General features: G+C 71.5%; 12 protein-coding genes. 8 read left to right on the forward strand and 4 right to left on the reverse strand.

Features of this window, described 5'->3' with window-relative positions; genetic code table 11:
• The first annotated feature begins 285 nt into the window (after positions 1-285).
• Positions 286-1,065 carry an aminoglycoside phosphotransferase family protein gene (locus OG574_RS12160; RefSeq protein WP_326773217.1) on the forward strand — a complete coding sequence of 260 codons (780 nt, stop codon included), beginning with the start codon at positions 286-288 and terminating at the stop codon, positions 1,063-1,065.
• A 169-nt stretch (positions 1,066-1,234) separates the two neighbouring features.
• Here OG574_RS12160 and OG574_RS12165 read toward each other — a convergent pair whose 3' ends face one another.
• Positions 1,235-2,452, reverse strand: a complete 1,218-nt coding sequence (locus tag OG574_RS12165) for an MBL fold metallo-hydrolase (protein ID WP_326773218.1) — start codon at positions 2,450-2,452, stop codon at positions 1,235-1,237.
• A gap of 387 nt (positions 2,453-2,839) precedes the next feature.
• On the opposite strand from OG574_RS12165, the gene OG574_RS12170 reads away from it, so the two are divergent.
• Genes OG574_RS12170 through OG574_RS12185 form a run of 4 tightly spaced genes read left to right on the forward strand, consistent with a single transcriptional unit; the run spans position 2,840 to position 8,980 of the window.
• A complete protein-coding gene (locus OG574_RS12170; protein ID WP_326773219.1) occupies positions 2,840-3,997 on the forward strand; it encodes an acyl-CoA dehydrogenase family protein in 1,158 nt (385 codons plus the stop codon).
• The gene (locus OG574_RS12175; RefSeq protein WP_326773220.1) at positions 3,994-5,622 is read left to right on the forward strand and encodes a 5-guanidino-2-oxopentanoate decarboxylase; all 1,629 of its coding nucleotides are present in this window, start codon (positions 3,994-3,996) and stop codon (positions 5,620-5,622) included. The genes OG574_RS12170 and OG574_RS12175 overlap by 4 nt, the downstream gene beginning before the upstream one ends.
• A complete protein-coding gene (locus OG574_RS12180) occupies positions 5,619-6,806 on the forward strand; it encodes a glutamate dehydrogenase (protein ID WP_326773221.1) in 1,188 nt (395 codons plus the stop codon). Before OG574_RS12175 ends, OG574_RS12180 begins: the two co-directional genes overlap by 4 nt.
• Positions 6,803-8,980 (forward strand): acetate--CoA ligase family protein, encoded by a 2,178-nt coding sequence (locus tag OG574_RS12185; RefSeq protein WP_326773222.1) that lies wholly within the window; start codon positions 6,803-6,805, stop codon positions 8,978-8,980. Before OG574_RS12180 ends, OG574_RS12185 begins: the two co-directional genes overlap by 4 nt.
• Here the strand turns inward: OG574_RS12185 and OG574_RS12190 are convergent.
• On the reverse strand, positions 8,921-9,760 hold the full coding sequence (locus tag OG574_RS12190) for a helix-turn-helix domain-containing protein (protein WP_326778442.1): 840 nt from the start codon (positions 9,758-9,760) through the stop codon (positions 8,921-8,923). The genes OG574_RS12185 and OG574_RS12190 overlap by 60 nt on opposite strands.
• 130 nt (positions 9,761-9,890) lie before the next feature.
• On the opposite strand from OG574_RS12190, the gene OG574_RS12195 reads away from it, so the two are divergent.
• Positions 9,891-10,331 carry a hypothetical protein gene (locus tag OG574_RS12195; protein WP_326773223.1) on the forward strand — a complete coding sequence of 147 codons (441 nt, stop codon included), beginning with the start codon at positions 9,891-9,893 and terminating at the stop codon, positions 10,329-10,331.
• 141 nt (positions 10,332-10,472) lie between these two features.
• Positions 10,473-12,131 carry an IS4 family transposase gene (locus OG574_RS12200; RefSeq protein ID WP_442816811.1) on the forward strand — a complete coding sequence of 553 codons (1,659 nt, stop codon included), beginning with the start codon at positions 10,473-10,475 and terminating at the stop codon, positions 12,129-12,131.
• On the opposite strand, the gene OG574_RS12205 is transcribed toward OG574_RS12200, so the two are convergent.
• Together OG574_RS12205 and OG574_RS12210 are read right to left on the reverse strand one after the other, a co-directional pair.
• The gene (locus OG574_RS12205) at positions 12,128-13,387 is read right to left on the reverse strand and encodes an RNA-guided endonuclease InsQ/TnpB family protein (RefSeq protein WP_326773224.1); all 1,260 of its coding nucleotides are present in this window, start codon (positions 13,385-13,387) and stop codon (positions 12,128-12,130) included. The two genes, OG574_RS12200 and OG574_RS12205, sit on opposite strands and share 4 nt — an antisense overlap.
• Positions 13,388-13,653: 266 nt before the next feature.
• Complete coding sequence (locus tag OG574_RS12210) at positions 13,654-15,222, reverse strand: APC family permease (RefSeq protein WP_326773225.1); 1,569 nt, start codon at positions 15,220-15,222, stop codon at positions 13,654-13,656.
• A 192-nt stretch (positions 15,223-15,414) separates the two neighbouring features.
• Between OG574_RS12210 and OG574_RS12215 the strand changes: the two genes are divergently transcribed.
• Positions 15,415-16,047: a TetR/AcrR family transcriptional regulator gene (locus tag OG574_RS12215; protein WP_326773226.1), complete on the forward strand. Its 633-nt coding sequence runs from the start codon at positions 15,415-15,417 to the stop codon at positions 16,045-16,047.
• Positions 16,048-16,051: the final 4 nt, after the last annotated feature.

Consider the following 16,051-nt stretch of genomic DNA (forward strand, 5'->3'; position numbering starts at 1 on the left):
GCGCTCCCGGCCGGGAGCGGGTGGGAATGCCGCCGCTGCGTCGCTCAGCGAGCACACACGGTAGTCGGGGACGGCTCACATGCGGTGGGCAGTTGCCAAAGTCCGGCGGCCCAGGTCCCGCTCTGGTATGAGGCTTCGTACGACAGACCGATAACAGTTCCGGACGCCCGACCGGTCATGGGTACGGGTGTTCCATCGTCGGAGAGACGTCGCAGCGGAGGCGGAGCCTGTCGGGCGCAGCCGTCGAACTGATGCGGGCGCCGGCCTGCAGATACGCTCTCCGGCGTGATCGAGGACGGCGGAACAGACCAGGGCACCGTGACGACGGTTCAGCGGGTGGGCGACACCATCCGGCGCCCTCCCGGCCGTTGGACCCCGCTGGTGCACGCATTGCTCGCCCACCTCGAGGCGGCCGGATTCCACGGCGCTCCGCGGGTACTGGGCTTCGACGAGGACGGCCGCGAGGTGCTGTCCTTGCTGCACGGCGAGCCGGGGATGAACCCGTGGGGTCCGGCCCTCCAAGGCGCGGTGGGTCTGCGGCAGTTGGGGCGGTGGGCCCGCGACTACCACGAGGCCGTTCGCGGCTTCCGGCCGCCGCAGGACGCCGAGTGGTTTGCGCCGGACGCGCGGTGGCGCCCGGGCCTGATCGTGCGCCACGGCGATCTGGGGATGTGGAACTCCGTATGGAGCGGCGATCGACTGGCCGGGTTCATCGACTGGGACTTCGCCGAGCCCGGCGAGCCGGTCGACGATCTGGCCCAACTCGCCTGGTACGCGGTGCCGCTGCGTGACGCGGGAGTGCAGGCTCGCTGCGGCTTCCCGGACGGCGCTCCGGTGCGCGAGCGGTTCCTCGGCCTCTGCGAGGCCTACGGCGGCGACATCGGGCCGGACGCGGTACTGGCGGCGCTGGACCGCATGCAGGTGCGCGAGGCGGCCCGCATCCGCGAGCAGGGTGGGTGCGGCAGGGCCCCGTGGGACCTGATGCTGCGGCGCGGCGACGCCGAGGAGATCGACGCGGAACGCCGGTGGCTGGCCCGTAACAAGGCGGTTCTGCTGGGCGAGTGAACGCCACCGCGGGTATGACGGCCCCCCAGCGCCGAAAGTCACCAGGCCGGAGATCTGACACGGCTCTTGTGTCCCCCCACGGCCGCAGCGCCAGCCACCCATGGTTGGTTTGCGGCTCAGGTCAGCGAGAGGAGTTCGGGGCCTGAGAGCCCGGATCTCATCCACGCGCTCAAACCGCCGGCACAGCCTCCTGCTCGCCGGAGCCGGCCCCGGCACCCGTGCCACTCGGTGTCGCGCCGGTGTCCGGCCGGTCCGCCGGCTCCGTATCGGGCCATCCTTCCGCCGGCTGCGTGGCGATGCCGCGCCACCACGGCTGGGCGGGCAGCGTCTCGGCCGTGGGTTCGAAGGGCTCGCCCGGGCACGGGAGCGCGACCTTGGCACCGGCCTGCCGCCCCGCCGCGAACGTACCCTCGCCGGGCTCGGCCCACGGGTGCGGCGCCAGATTGAACGTGCCCCAGTGGATCGGGAGCATCGGCCCGCCGCCGGGCCCGCCCTGGAGGTCGAGGTGGGCGCGCATGCCCTCCTCGGGACGCATGTGGATGTCGGGCCAGAAGTCGCTGTACGCGCCGATCTGGATCATCGTCGCGTCGAACGGCCCGTGCTCCGCGCCGATGTCCTTGAAGCCGGGGAAATAGCCGGTGTCACCGCTGTGGTAGACGCGGTGCTCGGGACCGGCGACGACCCAGGACGCCCACAGGGTGTGCTGCTCGTTGCGCAGGCCGCGGCCGCAGAAGTGGCGCGCCGGTGTGGCCGTCAGGGTCAGCCCCGCCACCTTCGTCTGCTCGTTCCAGTCGAGCTCGCGGAGGCGGTCCGCGGGAACGCCCCAGTGCTCCAGGTGCGCGCCGACGCCGAGCGGCACCGCGAACACCGTGTCCGTGTCGGCCAGCGCCCGGATCGTGGGCAGGTCGAGGTGGTCGTAGTGATCATGGGAGATCACCACGACGTCCACCGGGCCTAGCGCGGCGAGCGGCAGCGGTACGGGGTGCAGTCGCTTGGGGCCCGCGAAGTCGAACGGCGAGCAGCGCTCGCCCCAGACGGGGTCGAAGAGCACGCGGCTGCCGTCGATCTCGGCGAGGACGCTGGAGTGTCCCATCCAGGTGAGCCGCAGGCCGCTCGCCGGGGGCTTCGCGAGGTCGGCGAGGGTCGTGGAGTGCACGGGGACGGTGCCCGTGGGCGCCCGGCGGACGCGCCCCTCCTTGGCGAAGAAGACCTTCGCAAACTCGATCATGGAACCCACGGGTCTGGTGCGTGCGCCCACCGGGTTCTGGAAGCTGCCGTCCGCGAAGTTCGGCGACCTCCGGATCCGCTCGAGCCGCTCTCCCGCCGGGTCCGCGCCGAAAGCGGCAGGCCGCAGCGGGCGGAGCCCGGAGCTCAGGGAACGTGACACAGCGCCTCCCGGTGGATCGATCAGGGTTTCCCGATCGGGGATTCCATTATGGGCGGCCCCGCCGACAGTGCCCGATCCGGGACCCGGACACACAGGGAATTCCAAGGCACGCCCCGGACCCGTCGCCCCCACGTCACTCGGCGTTACGGCCGGTAACTCGCCCGCATCCCGCTCGAACCTCCCCGCGAGCCGCGAACCGCGAGCCGGGCACCTCGCCTGCAGTCGCGCCGGAAAGCCGCGTCGGAAAACTGATCCTTCATTCAGTAGCCATTGCGTTGACACCGGTCTTCGCAGCCTCGGATACTGACTGGCGATTCAGTAATCGGGGCAGCGATCCGCGCCGGTCGGTGATCCCCTCGTCGGCATCCGTCAGTTTCTGGAGGCACCGTGTCAGAGCTCCCCATCGAGCTGGTCCCCCTCACCCCGGAGCAGCGGGACATCGTGGACCTCACGAGGACGTTCGCGCGTGAGGAGATCCGGCCGCGCGGGCGCGCCGTGGACGAGGCGGACGTGGAGACGCCCTGGGATCTGTGGCGCGCGGCCGCGAAGGTCGGCATCACCGGGTTCATGCTGCCCGAGGAGTACGGGGGCGGCGGGTTCACCGACGTGTTCACGCAGGTCCTCGTCCAGGAAGAGCTGTGCGTCGGCGACCTGGGCATCGGCAACCTCCTCTGCTCGAACGGCTTCTTCGCCGACCCCGTCATGGAGCTCGGTACCGAGGAGCAGAAGCGCGCGTGGCTGACGCCGCTGGCCGGGGCCGACACCCCGATGACCTCGCTGGCGACGACCGAGCCGGGCTCCGGGTCCGACGCCGCGTCGATCGTGACGACCGCGACGCGCACGGCGGGCGGATACCTCCTGAACGGCCAGAAGGCCTGGATCTCGAACGCGGGCGAGGCCGAGCAGTACGTCGTGTTCGCCAAAACCGACCCGACGCAGCGCTCGCGCGGTGTCACGGCGTTCCTGCTGCGCAAGGGCGCCGAGGGGCTCACGTTCGGTGAGCCGATGCGCAAGATGGGCCAGCGCGCGATCGTGTGCCGCGAGGTGTTCTTCTCCGACGTGTTCGTGCCCGACGCCGACCGACTCGGCGACGAGGGGCAGGGCTTCGCGGGCCTCATGCGGACGTTCGACATCTCGCGCGCCGTCCTCGGCGCGGCCGCCACGGGTGTGGCGCGGGCCGCGTACGAGTACGCGCGTGACTACGCACGCACGCGCGTGCAGTTCGGCAAGCCGATCATCGAGCACCAGGCCGTGGCGTTCCGCCTCGCGGACATGCGGACGCGGATCGAGCAGTCCCGTCTGATGACGTGGCGCGCCGCGCGGCGGCTGGACGCCGGACTCGACGCGACCGCCGAGGCGGCCATGGCCAAGCTGACCGCGTCGGAGACGGCGGCGTACTGCACCTGGGCGGCGGTGCAGACGCTCGGCGGGTGGGGCTACTCGCGGGAGTTCCCGGTCGAGCAGTGGATGCGGGACGCCAAGCTGGAGGAGATCGAGGAAGGCACCTCCGACATCATGCGCCTGGTCATATCGAGGTCGCTGTGACAGAGGAGACGGTGACGGAACAGATGCGGACGTCGACCGGCGGCGAGGCGCTCGTCAGGGCACTCGCCGCCCATGGGGTCTCCACCGCGTTCGGCATCCCGGGAACCCACAACCTGGAGATCTACCGGCACTTGGCGGCGTACGGCATCACGCATGTCGCCCCGCGTCACGAGCAGGGCGCCGGGTACGCGGCCGACGCCTACGCGCGCGTGACGGGCGATCCCGGGGTGGCGATCACGACGACGGGGCCCGCTCTCCTGAACATCGCGGCCGCGGTCGGGCAGGCGTACTCGGACAGCGTGCCGCTTCTCGTGGTGTCGCCGGGCATGCCGCTGCGCCATCCGCGCCAGTCGACGGGTCTGTTGCACGAGATGCGCAGCCAGACGGAGGCACTGCGGAACGTGGCGGCGTTCAGCCATCGGGTGTCCTCTGTGGAGGAGATCGGGGCGGCGGTGGCGCGCGCGTTCAGCCTGTTCCGTACGGAGAGGCCGCGGCCCGTGCACATCGAGGTGCCGCTCGACCTGCTCGAGGCGACGGAGCCCGCCGGGCCGGTACGGCGCGCTCCGCTGCCGGCGCCCCGTGCGGCGGACGGTGCGTCGCTCGACGCGGCGGCCGCCCTCCTCGCCGGCGCGGTGCGCCCCGGCCTGGTCCTGGGCGGTGGCGCACGCGGTGCGGCCGAGCAATGCCGGGCACTGGCAGAGCAGTTGGGCGCTCCGGTGGCGACCACCGCGAACGGCAAGGGCATCGTCGACGAACGGCATCCCCTCGCCCTCGGTGTGTCCCTGCACAGCCCCTCTGTACAGAAGTGGCTGGCCGCCTGCGACGTCGTGCTCGCCGTCGGGACGGAGCTCGCCGAGTCGGACCTGTGGTCCGCGCCGCCCGCGCTCGACGGCAAGCTGATCCGTGTCGACGTCGACCCGGCGCAGATGTACGCGGGCGTCCCCGCGGACGTCGCCCTGGTGGGCGACGCGCAGGCGACAATGCGGGCGTTGAAGGAGCGGCTCGCCAAGGTGCCGGGCCCCGCGTCCACGGACGCGGCCACGCGGACCACGGCCGCCGTGCGCGCCGCCCGCGACGACGAGACACGCACGCGTGACGCTCGTTGGGTGCCGTATCTCGAAGCGATCAGGAGCGTCCTCGCGGCAGATGCCGTGGTGACCTCCGACAGCGCCCAGTGCTGCTACTACGGCGCGCTCCCGCACCTCCCCGTCGGCCCCGGGGGGCGCTATCTGCACCCCACCGGGTTCGGCACGCTCGGCTACGCGCTGCCCGCCGCGATCGGCGCGAAGACCGCCTGCCCCGACCGGCAGGTGATCGCGATCAGCGGGGACGGCGGGCTCCAGTTCTCGGTACAGGAGCTGGCCACGGCCGCGCAGCTCCAACTGCCGCTCCCCGTCGTCGTGTTCGACAACGGCGGCTACGGCGAGATCCGCGACGAGATGGCCGCGCGCGGCGACACACCGGCCGCAGTCGACCACGCACGCGTGGACCTCGCCGGCCTCGCGCGGGCCTTCGGCGGCAGGGGCGCCCCCGCGCACTCCCCCGGCGAACTCGCCGCGCTCCTGACCCGCGCCCTGGCCACCCCCGGACCCACCCTGATCACCGTCCCCGAGGAGACCGCATGACCGCGCCCGCCACCCCCCTGATGTCGCTCACCTGGACCGACCACGTCACCGGCAGGCACGGCTACCTCGTCGTCGACCGGCTGGTGCGCGGCGTGTCCAGCGGCGGGCTCCGGATGCGTCAGGGCTGCACCCTCGACGAGGTCGCGGGCCTCGCGCGCGGGATGACGATGAAGGAGGCCCTGCACTACAACCCTCAGGGCCGCTACATCCCCCTGGGCGGCGCCAAGGGCGGCATCGACTGCGACCCGCAGGACCCGGAGGCCTACGGCGTCCTCGTGCGCTATCTGCGCGCCATGCGGCCCTACATCGAGTCGTTCTGGACGACCGGCGAGGACCTTGGGCTCACCCAGGACCTCGTCGACAGGGCGGCCGAGGAGGCCGGGCTCGTCTCGTCCGTCCAGGCCGTCTACCCGCTGCTCGACGACGAGGCGGCCGCGCGCCGGCGCCTCGCCGACGCCTTCGCGGTCGACGTCGACGGCATCGGCCTCGACGAGCTCGTCGGCGGCTGCGGAGTCGCCGAGTCGGTGCTCGCGGCCCTGGACCGCGCGGGCGTCCCGTACGAGGGCACCCGGGTGTCCGTGCAGGGCCTGGGCACCATGGGCGGGGCGACCGCCCGGTTCCTGGCACGCGCGGGTCTGCGGGTCGTGGCCGTCGCGGACGTGAAAGGCACCGTCGCCAACCCCGAAGGCCTCGACGTGGACGCGCTCCTCGCCGCCCGTGACGCCTACGGGACAGTGGACCGCTCCGCGCTGCGCGAGGGCGACCGTGAACTGCCGGGCGACGCCTGGCTGTCGGCCGACGCCGAGGTCCTCGTACCCGCCGCCGTGTCGTACGCGGTGGACGCGGCGAACCAGGAACTGATCACGGCGCGCTGGATCGTCGAGGCCGCCAACATGCCCGTGCTGCCCGAGGCGGAGGAGCTGCTCGCACGGCGCGGCATCACCGTCCTACCCGACGTGGTCGTCAACTCCGGTACGAACGCCTGGTGGTGGTGGACCCTGTTCGGGGACATCGAGGCCGACGCGGACGAGGCGTTCGCGTACACGCGGCGCTCCATGCGCGCGCTGATCGACCAGATGCTGGCGCGGGCCGAGGCCGACGGGACGACGCCGCGCGCCGCCGCGCACGCGATCGTCGCGGACCGTCTCCCGGTGATCGCGGAGCGGTTCGGGTGGTACAGGTGACCCCACCCCCGCCGGACGCCGGTGTGCACGCGCGCGTGGGCCTCGACGCGCTCTTCGACCCTCGGTCGGTCGCCGTCGTCGGGGCGTCCGACAACCCGGAGAAGTGGGGCTACTGGCTGGCGTCGGGAGCCCTGTCGGGCCGTGACCGCCGGACCGTCCACCTCGTCAACCACCGCGGGGGCGCCCTGGACGGTGAACCGTTCCTGCCGGATCTCGCGTCGCTGCCCGTACCGCCCGAGCACGTCGTCGTCGCCGTGCCGCCCCGCCATGTGCGGCCGGTGGTCACGGACGGTCTCGCGGCGGGCGCCCGGTGTTTCACCGTGATCACGTCGGGCGGCGCCACCGCCGAGGAGGAGCGGGCGCTCGCCGATCTCGTCACGGCCCGGGGAGCGCGACTGCTCGGCCCGAACTGCATGGGCGTGGTGGACACGACGAGCCAACTGCGGCTCAGCTGGGGCGAGTTCCCCTCGGGCGGCCTCGGCCTTGTGTCCCAGAGCGGGAATCTCGCCCTGGAGATCGGCCGACTCCTCGCGCGCTCCGGGCAGGGCTTCTCCCGGTTCGTGTCGCTGGGCAACCAGCGGGACATCGACGCGGCGGACGCCTTGGAGTCGCTGATCGCGCACGGGCCCACGAGAGCGCTCGCCGCGTACATCGAGGACTTCCGCGACGGCCGGCGGCTCGCACAGGTCCTGGCGGCAGCGCACGCCGCCGGGAAGCCCGTCCTGCTCCTGACCGTGGGACGCAGCGCCGCGTCCGGGCGCGCTGCCGCGTCCCACACGGGCGCCCTGGTGAGCGCGCGCGCCACGGTGGAGGCGGTGTGCCGCGACGCCGGCGCCCTGCTGCTCGACACGGCGGGCGAACTGGTGGACACGGCGGTGTACCTGCTGGCACAGGGCGTACGCCACCGGGGTGCGGGTCACGCGGCGGCCCGCACGTCTCCTCACCTGCGCAGCGTCGCCGTGGTCGGGGACAGCGGCGGCCAAGGCGCCCTCGCCGCCGACGCGTTCGCCGCACAGGGCCTCGACGTTCCCGCCCTCGCGGACGGCACGCGCGAGGCGGTGGCGGAGCAGCTGCCGGGCGGTGCCGGGTGTGACAACCCGGTCGACCTGGCGGGCGCGGGTGAGGCCGATCTCGGCAACTACGCGCGCGTGGCGGGCACTCTGCTGCACTCGGGAGACACCGACGCCGTCGTCCTCACGGGCTACTTCGGCGACTACGCGACCGCCAACCCGGCCCAGGCGGAACGCGAACGCGAGGTCGCACACGCCCTCGCGGACGCCGCCGTCGCATCCGGGCGCGCCCTCGTGGTGCACACGATGGCCCGTGACACCCCCGCCCTGACGGTTCTGCGGCAGCGCGGTGTGCCCGTCTACGAGCGCATCGAGCAGGCCGCGTCCGCCGTCGCCACGGCGGCCCGCCTCACGGACCCGCCGCCCGCCCGCGAGGATCCGCCGGCCCCGGCGACGTACCGGCTGGCGGACGGCGGTTACCAGAGCGTGCGGGAGCTGCTCGCGTCCTATCAACTCGCCTTTCCCGCAGCCGAGTTCGTGACCGACGCGGACGGGGCCGTGGAGGCGGCGGAGCACCGGACGGGGTATCCGCTCGTCCTCAAGGCGATGGGGCTCGCGCACAAGACCGAGGCGGGCGGGGTCGCCCTCTCGATCGCCGACGCCGACGCCTTGCGGGCCGCTTTCGCTCGCATGAAGGCGGCGACGGGCGCGGACCGCTACGCCGTGGAGGCCATGGCCACACCACCGTACGGACACGAACTGATCGTCGGCGTACGGCGCGACCCGTCGTTCGGGCCCGTCGTCATGGTCGGCATCGGAGGGGTCACCGCCGAACTGCTCGCCGACACGGCGCTGGCCCTCGCGCCCCTGACGCCGGCACGCGCGCGTGCACTGCTCCTGCGGCTGCGGCACGCGCCGTTGCTGACGGGTTGGCGCGGCGCGCCCGGAGCGCATCTGGACGCGGCGGCCGCCGCCGTGTGCGCGGTCGCACGAGCCGCCGTCGACCATCCGGAGCTGGCCGAACTGGAGGTCAATCCCCTGCTCGTGCACCCGGGCGGTGCGATTGCGCTGGACGCGCACGGGGTGCTCGACCAGCCCGGCACCTCACCGGCGCCCGTCCATGGCATCGGCGAGGAGGGCGGCAGTCTCCTGGTCGAGCGGTAGGAACGCCTCCAGTTTCAGCTCGGCGAGCGTGACGTCGACCGCCGTCCCGAAATGGGTGAGCGTACTCAGGAGGCGCAGCTCGCCACGCTCCGTACACAGCCGCAGCGGGACGGCGAAGCCGAGGTAGTCCGGACCGGCCTGTCGGGGCCGGTCCGGCACCATGCCCTCCAGTTCGGCGACCAGCTCCGTAAGAGCTCGGTTGGAATTACGGACGGACTCGTCGTGCAGTCCGTCGATGACGTGCCAGGCCCACTCGTCCAGGTTCACGATCCGCGGCGCGAGGCCCCGCGGATGCAGCAGCACACGCGCGATGTTCACCGGCGCCGAGAGCAGCGCCGGATCGACACCTTCGGTCAGCGCGCCGAAGGCCTCGTTGCGCGAGACGAGATCCCCGCACCGGTCGATGATGACCGCCGGATACGGCAGGTGCGCGTCCATGATGCGCTCCAGTGCCGTACGAACGGCGGACAGCTGCGGGCCCCCGAAGTGCGACTCCTGGTACGCGGGTGCGTAACCCGCCGCAAGGAGAAGGGCGTTGCGCTCCCGCAGCGGCACCTGCAGCGCCTCCGCCAGGCGTACGACCATCGCGCGGCCCGGCACCGAGCGGCCGCTCTCCACGAAGCTGACATGCCGCTGCGTGGTCCCCGCGCGCGTGGCCAGCTCCAGCTGGCTGACGCGCCGCCGCACACGCCACTCACGCAGCGCGTCACCGAGCCCGCCCTGCGCCGCCCTGTCCGAGGGCCCTGCCCCTGTCCCCGCCTCAACCGGTTCCGCCTGCATCGTCACCGGACCGTGTCTACCCGACGGCGGGTCTACGGGCCATTCCCTGCGGGGAATTGTCGCGCCGCACCCCGCCGCGCACAGTTCACCCATCACCGACAGCCATCAGGGACAGGAAGAGAGCGAGTCCATGCCGCACATCGACGCACAGGAGCTGGCCGGCCGGTACGCGGCCGTCTGGAACGAGCGGGACCCCGAGCTGCGCCGCAAGGCAGTGCACGCCCTGTGGTCCCCGGACGGCGTGCACGCCCTCCTGCCGCCACAGGAGTTGCAGGAGACGGCCGTACGCCTCGGCTTCCCCACGGCCGCCTTGGAGGCGCGCGGACACGACGAGCTGGAGGCACGGGTGGCGCGGGCCCACGAGGAGTTCGTGGCGACCGGCGAGTACACCTTCAGGGCGACGGCCGCGCACGCGCAGCAGTTGAACGACGTCGTCACGTTCCGCTGGGAGTCGGTCCTCACGCAGAGCGGCGAAGTGACGGGCGGAGGGCTGGAGTTCGTCGTCGTGGCGGAGGACGGACGCATCGTGCGCGACTATCAGTTCGTGGGCGTGTCAACGACCCGGGACTAAAAGCAATGCCGCGTAGTTAAGAAGCCGCGGGTGGCGTCAACTTGATCAGCTCGGTGGGTCTTGCCTGGGCGGGCATGGAGAACGGGACCTCTGCTACAGCAGTGAAGCCGTCCAAGGTCTTCACGCTGAGCAGGGGTCCCGTTGTCCGAGCAGTCTGCCATGACCAGTTTCGTCCGCACCATCACCGTGGCGAGGGGCGTCTTCGCACCGGGGCATCTCGGGGAGTTGACGCAGTATCTGCCCTTCGAGCTGGTCGATGACGTGCTGGCGAGGTCGCGGGCTGTCCAGGGCAGGTTGCGTCTACTGCCTTCCCGCGTGGGGGTGTACTTCGTGCTGGCCCTGGCTGTCTTCCCGGCCGTCGGCTACCTCGGGGTGTGGGGCAAACTGGTCGCCGGGCTGGGCCCGCTGGCTCCGGTCCGGCCTTGTGAGAAGGCCCTGCGTGACCTGCGTCGCAGGATCGGAGCCGCGCCGCTGCAGATGCTGTTCGAGACCGTGGCCGGCCCGATCGCCCAGCCCCGCACCCCGGGGGTGTGCTACCGGAAGTGGCGCACGGTCGCCTTCGACGGCTGCAGCTCGCTGCGGGCCCCCGACCAGCCGCGCGTCCGCGCCTGGCTGGGCAAGATCCTGAACGCCGGTTACGGCCCGGAGGGCTACCCGCACCTGCGACTGATGGCCCTGTGTGAGACCGGCACCCGCGGCCTGCTCGGCGCCGTCTTCGGCCCCACCAGCAAGGGCGAGACCCACTACGCCCGCCGACTCCTTCCCCTGCTGAACGCCACGATGCTGGTGCTTGCCGACCGCGCCTTCGCCGGGAACGACTTCCTCATCGACACCGCCGACACCGGCGCCCAACTGCTGGTCCGGCTCAACTCCCGCCGTCGGCCGACCGTCTTCACCGCGCTGCCCGACGGCTCGTTCTTGACCCGGTTCCAGGACCGGACGTTCCGCATCATCAACGTCGACATCACTGCCACCTGTGACGACGGCACCCGGATCAGCGACCACTACATGCTGATCACCACTCTGCTCGACCACAGCACCGACCCCGCTGAGCGACTGGCCCGCCTCTATCACGAGCGCTGGGAGGTCGAGTCGGCCTTCCTCGCCCTGCGGCACACCCTGCTCACTGGCCGAGTCTTGCGCTCCTGCGACGCTTGCGGTCTGGAACAGGAACTGTGGGCCTGGCTCACCGTCCATCAGGTCCTGCGTCGAGCGATGTGTGACGCGGCCGAGTCCCGCCCGGGCACCGACCCCGACCGGGCCAGCTTCACCATCGCCCTGCAGGCCGCCGCCGACCAGATCGTCGACGCTTGCGGCATCACCGGCGACGACAGCGACGGCGGCGGCATCGCCCGGGCTGTCCTGGCCGGGCTGCTGCCGGCCCGCCGACCCCGGATCAGTGCCCGCAAGGTGAAGTGTCCGATGTCCCGCTACGGCACCACACAGAACGAGACCCGCCCACTGAGCAGCCATTCCTTCAACCGCCTGGACATCACCGTCCTCGCCGCCACCGAGCAGCCCACAGCCCTGCCACCGTCCCCGGCGAACACCGATCGACGCTCCCACGTCTTCCGACTCCTGGCGGCAGCCGATCCCGGCCAGGACTGGACTCCCCGGCAGATCGCTGACGCCCTCAAAATCGACCACATCCGCAGCCTCTCGGCGCAGATGGGGCAATGGATCACGCAGAAGTTCCTCATCAGGTCAGGTCATGGCCGCTACCGACTCCATCCCCAATGGGTCAAGACACCCCAACCACCAGCGGGTTCACGAGACTCGACAGCTACCATCCCGGCTTAACTACGCGGCATTGGGACTAAAAGTCCCGGGCTTGCACAACGGGCGCCACTGGCTGTGGTGCTGCGTTTGCGTCCTGTCCCACCCCCGGAGTTCCGGGGCGGGTCTGGGGCAGTTGACTGCACCCCGCGTCGCCACAACTCTTCCGCACGGTGGCGGATGTTGCGGGAGCCGTTCCAGTCCGCGTGTGCAACGACACCGCAGGACCGGCATACGAAACGGGCCTGGGAGACCCGGTTCGCCTTGTCGATGTGCCCGCACTGGGCGCAGGTGCGGGAGGTGTACGCCGGATTGACGTGCACCACCGGCACCCCCGCCTTGCGGGCCTTGTACGCGATGAACTCTCCGAGCTGGGCAAAAGCCCAGGAGGAGTGGGTGGCCCGTTGGGGCTTGCGAAGCCGTACCCGTGCGCGGATGCCCGTGAGGTCTTCCAGGGCGATTCCGCGACCGGTGCGTTCTGCCTCGGCCACCACATGTTTCGCGATCTTGTGGTTGATGTCCCGCACCCGCCGCGCCTCCTTACGGCGCCGCTTCTTCAGGCGCCGTTTGGCGGACGGGGTGTTCTTGCGCTGGAGTTTCATACGCAGGGTGCGTTCGCGCAGACGCCCGCGATTCAGCCGGCGCCCGGCCATGATCTGACCGTCCGAGGTGGTCGCGATGTTCACGATCCCCAGATCGATCCCCAGGAACTGGGTGACGGTGGTGTTGAGTTCGGCCTCGGGGACCTCGCAGGTGGCGATCAGGAACCACATGCCGTCGCGGAACAGCAGGTCGGACTCGCCCCTGCGGCACAGGGCCAAGCGGGCCAAATGATCGGGGGCGGCAGTGAACGCCACCTGCTTCATCCGGCCCGACAGCGTCCAGAGCGACACCGTGCGCTGCGTGTACTGCCAGGACAGCATCCGGTCGTCATACGGCTGCGCGCCCTCAGGCCGAAAGGCGATCGACTTCTCGACTGCCCGCCGGTAACGCTGCGAGCCCGGCTTGCCGAGATTCCCGGCCGTCAGGTTCGCCCTCAACGTGCGGTAGGCATCGCAGGTCTTCTTGATGACGTGCTGGGCGGCCTGCGCTCCCAGGCTCCAGCGGTCCTTGACCGCCGTGTAGGTGTGCTCGCGCAGGGCGAAGTTGCGCTTGATGTCCTTCTCGAACGCCACGGACGACACCCACGTCGCGGCCTCGTTGCAGGCCTTCAGGGTTGCCTCAAGTGCCGCCGCCTGCACGGGCGTCGGCAGGAGTTTCACCTGCACGGTCAACTTCACGGCCGTGACGTTACCTGCCGCCTGACGTACCGGCATTCGAACAGCGCGCATTCCTCACCGGGCACTCCGGCCCAGTTCCTTGCGGGCGCTCCGCGCCCGCTGCCGTGGCGATGCTCCGCATCGCCATCACCGGATGCGATTCCTCCCGGGGGGACCCCCGGGGTTCCTCACAAGAGCACACTGACGCGACAAATTCGTCCGTCGGGACCCGACACGCCGCAGGGCCTTCCCCGCCACGGGGAAGGCCCTCCCTTGCGCCGAGCGCGCTACTGGCCCACGCGCCTGCGCGTCCTCGCCCCCAGGGCGTAGAAGACGAGCCCGATGCCGACGAAGAGCGCCAGGGGCACCACCTGGCTCAGTGTGTACTGGGCGCGCTGGCCGGCGAACGACTCCGGCAGCGAGTCCGCCGCGCTGCCCGCCGAGCCGAACCAGCCGACCCCGAAGCCCGGCCAGATCAGCACGATCACGGTGAACGCCACGAACCCGGTGGCGAGGACGCTCACGACCCACGCGCCCACGCGTCCGCCCGGAACGGCGTACGGGCGTGGTGTGTCCGGGTACTTGCGGCGCAGCACGGCGAGGCTGGGGAACGTGATGACGTACGAGATGAAGGTGGTGCAGATCGTCAGGCCGAGGCCCGCCGCGAAGTACTTCTCGCCGTTGCCGCCCGTGAGGTTGAGGGCGACCACGAAGAGGATCGAGCCGAGCACCGCGGAGAGCAGGTTCACCCGTACCGGCGTCCCGTGCTTCTCGGAGATGTGGCCGAGCCACGCCGGACCCGCGCCGTCCGCACAGGCGACGGCCTGCGCGCGGTGGGCGCCCATGGCCCAGGTGACGCCCGAGGTGAGCAGGCCGATGATCAGGCCCGCCGCGGCGATCCCGCCGAATACGGAGCCGAGGCCGGTGAGCGTGACGGTGCCGTCGGCCGCGATCGAACCGCCGTAGACCGTGAACACGGCCTTGCAGGCGTCGATGAAGCCGCCGAGGCTGCCGATCTCCTGGCTGGGCAGCACGAAGAGGATGCCGAGGATCGGGCCGCCGTAGAGGAGGACGGCCGCGAGGCCGGAGCGCAGGATCGACAGGGGGATGTCGCGCCGGGGGTTCGTCATCTCCTCGGCCGCGGAGCTGGGCAGTTCGAAGCCGACGTAGTTGAAGATCAGGACCGGGACCAGTGCCACGAATCCGGCGTACGTCGGGACGAACTCCCCCGCGGGCAGCGCGTGTACGCCGTGCTGGACGGCGAACACCACCACGGAGATCAGGAAGAACCCGAGGAGCACGATCCTGGCGACGGCGCCGGCGATGGGCACCCACTTGCCGATGCGCACGGACTGTACGACGGCCAGCGCGCCGCCCCAGATGAAGACGAGGCCGGCCGCGTACTTCCAGAGTCCCGGCAGCGGGGTGAAGAACTCCTCCCACGTGGTGAGCGCGATGATGCACAGGCTGCCGCCCACCCAGACGGGGTTGGAGATCCAGTAGAGGAGCTGGTTCACACCGGCGACGAGCCGTCCGAACGCCAGGCGCGTCCATACGTAGGGGCCGCCCTGCACGGGGAAGGCCGAGCCGAGTTCGGCCACGAGCAGTCCGTACGGGAGGAAGAACGCGAGGGCGAGGATCGCCATCCAGGTCAGGCCCTGGGGACCCTGTGCGGCCACGGAGCCGATCGTGTCGAGGCCGACCAGGGTGCAGATCAGGAAGAACAGCACGTCCAGCCTGCGCAGGTCCTTCTTGAGCCTGGAGCGCTGTTCGCCCCAGCCCTCTGACAGGTCAGGCAGGTCGGGCGCGCCCGTGGCGGACGGCTCGGTCGGCGGTATCGGCGGCGCTTGGGTCACGGGGAGACTCCTGCTGCACGGCTGGGCACGGGCGTGACAGTTGTTCTTGAGACGGCCTATTGACTGAACGGCCAGTCAGTAAGCGAGACTGTGACGGGCACCACTGGGCACTGTCAAGAGTCGTGCACGAGGCGTTCGCGCCGGGTTGGCCGCCCGGCGCCCACCGTCGGCGCCCGTGTGTAGGGTTACCGCGTGGCAAGAGTGCGGTTGAGCGTGGCCGAGCGGCGCGAAGAGTTGCTGCGGGCCGCCATCGAGCAGATCGAGGCGCGGGGCGTGGCAGCCGTGCGCATCGCCGACGTCGCCGCAGCGCTCGGGGTGAGCAACGCGCTGGTTCTGTACCACTTCTCGACGAAGGAAAAGCTCGTCGCGGCCGCGTTCGCGCACGCCGCCGAGGGTGACCTGGCGCATCTGCGCAAGCTGCTCGGCAAGCGCACGACGGCGCTGCGCCGGCTGCGCTCGGCCGTGCGGTGGTACGCGCCGACCGGGCAGGCCAAGGGGTGGCGGCTGTGGATCGAGGGCTGGTCCGCGGCGCTGCGCGAGCCCGCGCTGCGGGAGGTCACCCGCGACCTGGACAAGCAGTGGAAGGCGGCACTCACCGAGGTCGTCGCGGAAGGCGTGGCGGCGGGCGAGTTCCGCTGCCCGGACCCGGCCGGCGCCGCGCTGCGCCTGACGGCGCTCCTCGACGGGCTCGCGGTCCAGATGACCGCGTACACGGGGACGGTTTCGCGGACCCGCATGCAGGAGTGGGTGGACGACGCGCTGGCCCGCGAGCTGGGACTTGAGCGGGCGGACCTGACGGCAACGACGCCGGCTGCGACGAGCTGACGGC

Source organism: Streptomyces sp. NBC_01445, assembly GCF_035918235.1.
Lineage (GTDB): Bacteria > Actinomycetota > Actinomycetes > Streptomycetales > Streptomycetaceae > Streptomyces.